The sequence below is a fragment of the Streptomyces bungoensis genome, assembly GCF_001514215.1.
GTDB classification, from domain to species: Bacteria; Actinomycetota; Actinomycetes; order Streptomycetales; family Streptomycetaceae; genus Streptomyces; species Streptomyces bungoensis.
The window spans coordinates 181,257-187,834 of sequence record NZ_KQ948861.1 but is presented as its reverse complement, the minus strand read 5'-3'; the positions used below and the strand labels follow the sequence as shown (position 1 = coordinate 187,834).

Here is a 6,578-nt window from a genome sequence, read left to right as displayed (position 1 = left end):
GGGCCCTTTACCGACCGGCGGCACCCGGCCGCCCCGTTACGTCGAGGACCCCGCCGGGCTCGGCCTCGCCGGACCCGGCGGCCGCCCCGGCAGCAGACCCGGCCCCCGTACCGACCGCAGCGCCCGGCCGCCCCGCTACGCCGAGACCTCCGACCGGTCCCCGCCCCACAGCGTGTGGAACGCGCCGTCCCGGTCCACCCGGCGGTAGGTGTGTGCCCCGAAGAAGTCCCGCTGCCCCTGGGTCAGAGCCGCCGGCAGGCGCTCCGCGCGCAGCGCGTCGTAGTACGCGAGCGCCGCCGCGAAGCCGGGTGTCGGCACGCCCTGCCGGGTCGCCGCGATCAGGACCTCGCGCCAGTCGTCCTGGGCCGCCGCGATCTCCTGGGCGAACGTCTCGTCCGACAGCAGGCTCGGCAGGTCGGCGCGGGCGTCGTAGGCGGCGCGGATGCGGTCCAGGAAGGCCGCGCGGATGATGCAGCCGCCCCGCCAGATCGAGGCGACGCGGCCGAGGTCGATGTCCCAGTCGTACTCCGCGCTGCCCGCGGCGATCTCGTGGAAGCCCTGCGTGTAGGAGACGATCTTGGAGGCGTACAGTGCCTGTTCGACCCGGTCGGCGAAGGCCGCCGCCTCCGACTCGCCCATCGGCGACGCCTTCGGCCCCGCCAGCCCCCGCGAGGCCTCGCGCAGCGCCGCGTGCCCGGACAGGGAGCGGGCGAAGACGGCCTCCGCGATGCCGGACACCGGTACCCCGAGGTCGAGGGCGATCTGCACCGTCCAGCGGCCGGTGCCCTTCTGCTCGGCCTGGTCGACCACCACGTCCACGAACGGCTTGCCGGTGGCCGCGTCCACGTGGGACAGCACCTCGGCGGTGATCTCGATCAGGTAGGAGTCCAGGCGCCCGGTGTTCCAGGTGCGGAAGATGTCCGCGATCTGGGCGGGGGAGTAGCCGGCGACGTCGCGCAGCAACTGGTACGCCTCGCCGATCAGCTGCATGTCGGCGTACTCGATGCCGTTGTGCACCATCTTCACGAAGTGACCGGCGCCGTCCGGGCCGACGTGCGTGACACACGGGGCGCCGTCCGCGGCCTTCGCGGAGATCTTCTCCAGCATCGGGCCCAGCGAGTCGTACGACTCCTTCGGACCGCCCGGCATGATGCTCGGCCCGTGCAGCGCGCCCTCCTCGCCGCCGGAGACGCCCATGCCGACGAAGTGGATGCCCTGCTCGCGCAGCGCCTTCTCGCGGCGCCGGGTGTCCGCGAAGTGCGCGTTGCCACCGTCGATGATCATGTCACCGGGCTCGAGCAACGGGGCGAACTCCTCGATCACCGCATCCGTCGGCTCACCGGCCTTGACCATGACGACCAGCCGGCGCGGGCGCTCCAGGGCCTCCACGAACTCCTTGGCGGTCTCGGCCGCGACGAAGTCCCCCTCGTGCCCGAACTCCTCGATCAGCGCGTGCGTCCGCGATGCCGTACGGTTGTGCACGGCGACGGCGTAGCCGTTGCGCGCGAAGTTCCGGGCGAGGTTGCGGCCCATGACCGCGAGGCCCGTGACGCCGATCTGCGCTGAAGTGCTCATACCGCCTGCTCCCTAGCTGCGTCGTGACTACGGCTCCGTCAGTACGGTTCCTCGCCCATCCTGGCGTGCCGCTACGGCGAGCGCACATCCGACCCGCCAGGCATGTGTACGCACGGAGGGCGCCCGCCGCCTCAGCGTGGCCGCCGCTCACCGGCCGGGCCCCGTCGGGGAAGGGACCGGGCAAGACGCCAAGGAAGGCTTCTTCCCGGCCACTTGGGGCGGCGGTAGGCCGGTTTTCCTTCTTGTCATGGCCAGTTCGCGGCGCTTACTTTTGCCGCTCCTGACGCATGCCGAGGGGACTTCGGACATGGCCGTACGCGGCCGGCACCGCCGGTACCAGCCCAACAGGATCAACCGCGCCTCGCTCACCGTCACGGCGGGCGGTGCCGGCCTCGCCCTCCCGCTCGTCGTCGCCGGCACCGCCGACGCGGCCGACGCGTCGACCTGGAACAAGGTCGCCGCCTGCGAGTCCAGCGGCAACTGGAACATCAACACCGGCAACGGCTACTACGGCGGGCTGCAGTTCACCCGGTCCACCTGGGAGGCGTACGGCGGCACCCGGTACGCGCCGCGCGCGGACCTCGCCACCCGGGACCAGCAGATCGCCGTCGCCGAGCGGGTCCTCGACGGCCAGGGCCCGGGAGCCTGGCCGGTGTGCTCGGTACGGGCCGGGCTGACCCCGGGCGGCGCCGCCCCCGGCGTGCACACGGAAACCGCCACGTCCCGCCCGGCGAAGACCGGTCCGGCACGGGACGTGCGCGAGGTGCGCGAAGTGCGGGACGTGCAGCCGCACACCACCCCGCAGTCCCGCGCGGGCAGGGCCGAGATGTACACGGTGGTGCACGGCGACACGCTCTCCGGCATCGCCGGCACCCACCACGTCGACGGCGGCTGGCGGCACCTGTACGCCGGCAACCGCTCCGTCATCGGCTCCGACCCCGACCTCATCCTGCCGGGCCAGCGGCTCAGCCTGCGGGCCACCGCCGCACCGGCGCCGCCCGGCACGCACACCGGCCACACCACCGCGTCCCCGAAGAAGAGACACGCCCCCGAGACACACGCCCCGAAGACGCACGCCCCCAAGAAGCCCGACTCCCAGAAGAAGAAGGCGCCTTCGGAGCGGAAGACCTCCCCGCACCGGGTGCACACCGGCGGGCACTCGCTCGTCGCTCCGGTCCACGCCCCCATCGGCACCGGCTACCACGTGGGCGGCTCGCACTGGTCGAAGGGCTACCACACCGGCATCGACTTCCTCGTGCCCACCGGCACCTCGGTCCGGGCGGCGGCCGCCGGCGAGGTCGTGGCCGCCGGCTGGGGCGGTTCCTACGGTTACCAGGTGGTCATCCGGCACGCCGACGGCCGGTACACCCAGTACGGCCACCTCTCGGCCATCGCCGTGCGGGCCGGGCAGCGGGTCGCCGGGGACCAGCGCATCGGCCGGTCCGGGGCCACCGGGAACGTCACCGGCCCGCATCTGCACTTCGAGGTGCGGACGGGGCCCGGCTTCGGCAGCGACATCGACCCGATCGCCTACCTCCGGGCCGGCGGCGTCAGAATCTGACGTAGGTCCGCTGCCGGTCCAGGACCGGCAGCGGCGCGCAGAGACCCACGCACAGCGGGACGTACGACACCGGGAAGGCCGCCACGTCACCGGCCGCATCCTCCCGGACGCCGTCGCAGGACGCGGCGAGCACGCCGTCGAGCGCGGGCACCGGCTCCAACGCGGGGGCGGACGGCTCGAACACGCCGTCCGGGGCCGACGCCCGCCGCTCGCCGGCCGCCGTCCCGAACACGTCGTCGAAGGCGGGCACCCGGTCCTCCCGAGACATCGGCGACTCGCCCCTCTCGGCCGCCGCCGCGACGACCGCGTCCGCCCGCTCCGTCTCCACGCTCGCGCGGGGCTGCGGCAGCGCCCCGAGCGACCCCGGTCGCGCCACCGGCTCCGCGGACGCGGCGGTGGGGTCGAGCCGCTCCGTCGTCAGCAGGATCAGACCGCCCGCGGCCACCACCCCGCAGCCGAGGGCGAGCGCGGTGCCCGTGGTGCCGTGGCGGAACGTCTCGCCGAACATCAGGATGCCGACGGCGGCGGCGAGCACCGGGTTGACCACCGTCAGCGTGGCCAGGGGTGCGGCGAGGCCGCCGCCCCGGTAGGACGCCTGGGACAGCAGGACGCCGGCGGCCGAGAACACCGCGATCGCCGCGAGGGAGGACAGTTCGCCGAGGCCGATGCCGCTGCTCCAGTCGACCGCGACGGTCTTGGTGAACACCGAGGACATGCCGAACGCGATGCCGGACGAGGTGGCCAGCAGCACGCTGCGCACCGCCGGGTGCCGGTGCGCGGCCAGTCCCGCCGCCGTCAGCGCCGCGACCGCCCCGCCGGTGACCAGGGCGAGGGCCGCGCGCTGGGCCGCGTCGAGGGAGTGCGCGCCGGACGAGCCGACCAGGGCCAGCAGGCCGGCCAGGCCCGCCGTGGCCATGACCGCGCCGCGCCAGGCGGCCCCCCCGGCCCTGCGGCCGACGAACAGCGCCGCCAGGGGCAGGGCGAAGACGATGGTCAGCGCGCCCAGCGGCTGCACCAGGCTGAGCGGACCGCAGGCCAGCGCCACCACGTGCAGCACACCGCCGAGGCCGTTCAGCGCCAGCGCCGCCCACCAGCCGGCCCGGCGCAGCGGCAGGTACGCCCCGTCGGGGCAGGAGACCGCGACCTGCTCCTGCACGATCGCCCCGCCCGCGTACGCGACGGCGGAGACGAACGACAGCAGCACGGACAACGCGAGGGCGCTCATCGGCAACTCCTCTGCGTGAGGCGGGACCCCTGGGCCCGGCGTGACGGACGGTCGGCGTTCATGGCGAACACTCTGCCCGCTCGACCTGTTCCGAGTCGTCGTCCCTGAGCACGCCATGGGTCCTACTGCCGATGGAGTACGCGGACGAACCGATCATCCCCAAGGGTGGCGTCCCAGGGTGGAGACCCCGGGGTCCGGGCCGCCGCGGAGCCTGATAGGAGTGCTCCCCGTGGACCTCGATTCCGACCTCGACCCCGGCCTCGCCGCCCTCCGCCCGCTCGGCGGCTTCTTCGTCCTGCGCACCGCTGCGGACCCGGCCGGGCCGCCGCCCGGCGCGGTGCAGGCCCTCGCGGAGGTCTACGCGGCGGGTGCGCGGGACGTCCACCGCGACGCGCTGACGGAGCGCGTCGCCACCGTGGGCGCCCGGCTGCGCGCAGGTGAGCAGCGGGTCGCCGCCTCCATCGGCCACCTGGGCCTGGCCGCCCGCCTGTGGTCCGTGGCCCTCGCCTGCGCGTCCCTGTACGGCCGGCTGCCCGACCTCGACCCCCGGCTGCTGCGCTGGGACCCGGCCGCCACCGCACCCGACGACCTGTGGCTGACCGGGGTGCGCCCGCGGCCCGGGGACGCGGCGACGCTCGCGGACGGCGTGCTGCACGGCCATCTGGTCCCCCTAGGGGAGACCCTGAGGGCCCGTCACGGCGTCGCGCCCGGCCTGCTCTGGGGCAACGCGGCCTCGGCCCTCGCCGGAGCGGCCCGCGAACTGGACCGCTGGGCCCGCGGAGCCGGCCGCGGCGACGTGGCGGACCGGGCCCGCGCCCTCACCGACGGCCTCTTCGCCCACCCCCTCCTGCGCACCGCCGGCACCCGCTCCGGCACGGCCTTCCGCCGCCGCAGCTGCTGCCTGTACTACCGGGTGCCCGGTGGGGGAGTCTGCGGCGACTGCTGCTTCACCCGGCCGCCGCGCTCTTCCCCGCGCGGCGTATCTGGGTGACCATGAGGGGAACCTGCCCACGAGACCAGGGGGTTGTCGGGTGCGTGTGGGACTGCTGACCCGGGAGTACCCCCCGGACGTGTACGGCGGCGCGGGCGTCCATGTGGAGTTCCTCGCCCGGGAGCTGGCGCCCCTGGTGGACCTGGAGGTGCACTGCTGGGGCGAGGGCCGCGGCGTCGGCGTCGTACGCCACCGCCCCTGGTCCGTGCTCGACGGCTCCAACGACGCGCTGCGCACCTTCTCCGTGGACCTCTCCATCGCCGCCGCCCTCGAGGGCCGCGAACTGGTGCACTCCCACACCTGGTACGCCAATCTCGCGGGCCACCTCGCCAAGCTGCTGTACGGCGTCCCGCACGTGGTGACCGCCCACTCGCTGGAGCCCCTGCGCCCCTGGAAGGCCGAGCAGCTCGGCGGCGGATACGCCCTGTCGAGCTGGACCGAGCGCACCGCGGTCGAGGCCGCCGACGCGGTGATCGCCGTGTCCGGGGCCATGCGCGAGGACGTCCTCGCCTGCTACCCGGCACTCGACCCGGCCCGGGTCCACGTCGTCCACAACGGCATCGACACCCACCTGTACCGCCCGGACCACGGCACCGACGCCCTCGTCCGGCACGGAATCGACCCGACCCGCCCCTACGTGCTGTTCGTCGGCCGCATCACCCGCCAGAAGGGCGTGCCCCACCTGCTGCGCGCCGTACGGGACATCGATCCGGGCGCGCAGGTGGTGCTGTGCGCGGGCGCCCCCGACACCCCCGAGATCGACCGGGAGTTCCGCGAGCTGTACGAGGAGCTGAGCCGGGTCCGGGCGGGCGTGTTCTGGGTCCCGCAGATGCTGCCGCGCGCGGAGGTGATCCAGCTCCTGACGCGCGCCGCCGTGTTCGTCTGCCCGTCGGTGTACGAGCCGCTCGGCATCGTCAACCTGGAGGCCATGGCCTGCGGCACCCCCGTAGTCGCCTCCCGGGTCGGCGGGATCCCCGAGGTCGTGGCGGACGGCCGTACCGGGCTGCTGGTGGACGCGGGGGACGACCCGGGCGCCTTCGAGGCGGGCCTCGCCCGCGCGCTGGACACCGTCCTCGGCGACCCGGAGGCGGCCCGGCGCATGGGGGAGGCCGGACGGGAGCGCGCGGTGGGCGAGTTCGGCTGGGACGCGGTGGCCCGGCGCACGGCCGGGCTGTACGAGGAGATCGTCAAACAGGCTTAGTCCGGCCCGCGCGGGGCATCCATGG

At 74.7% G+C, this 6,578-nt stretch carries 5 protein-coding genes; 3 read left to right on the top strand and 2 right to left on the bottom strand.

Features of this window, described 5'->3' with window-relative positions; genetic code table 11:
• Positions 1-135 precede the first annotated feature (135 nt).
• Positions 136-1,575, bottom strand: coding sequence for an NADP-dependent phosphogluconate dehydrogenase (gene gndA / locus AQJ66_RS22365; RefSeq protein WP_061925150.1), 1,440 nt, complete (start codon positions 1,573-1,575; stop codon positions 136-138).
• A 307-nt stretch (positions 1,576-1,882) separates the two neighbouring features.
• Here gndA and AQJ66_RS22360 point away from each other — a divergent pair, with 307 nt between their 5' ends.
• Positions 1,883-3,136, top strand: coding sequence for a transglycosylase family protein (locus AQJ66_RS22360; protein WP_061925148.1), 1,254 nt, complete (start codon positions 1,883-1,885; stop codon positions 3,134-3,136).
• On the opposite strand, the gene AQJ66_RS22355 is transcribed toward AQJ66_RS22360, so the two are convergent.
• A complete protein-coding gene (locus AQJ66_RS22355; protein ID WP_167359178.1) occupies positions 3,126-4,361 on the bottom strand; it encodes a DMT family transporter in 1,236 nt (411 codons plus the stop codon). The genes AQJ66_RS22360 and AQJ66_RS22355 overlap by 11 nt on opposite strands.
• 229 nt (positions 4,362-4,590) lie before the next feature.
• Between AQJ66_RS22355 and AQJ66_RS22350 the strand changes: the two genes are divergently transcribed.
• Together AQJ66_RS22350 and glgA are read left to right on the top strand one after the other, a co-directional pair.
• Positions 4,591-5,352 (top strand): (2Fe-2S)-binding protein, encoded by a 762-nt coding sequence (locus AQJ66_RS22350; RefSeq protein ID WP_061925351.1) that lies wholly within the window; start codon positions 4,591-4,593, stop codon positions 5,350-5,352.
• 40 nt (positions 5,353-5,392) lie between these two features.
• Complete coding sequence (gene glgA, locus AQJ66_RS22345) at positions 5,393-6,553, top strand: glycogen synthase (RefSeq protein ID WP_079060348.1); 1,161 nt, start codon at positions 5,393-5,395, stop codon at positions 6,551-6,553.
• Positions 6,554-6,578 lie beyond the last annotated feature (25 nt).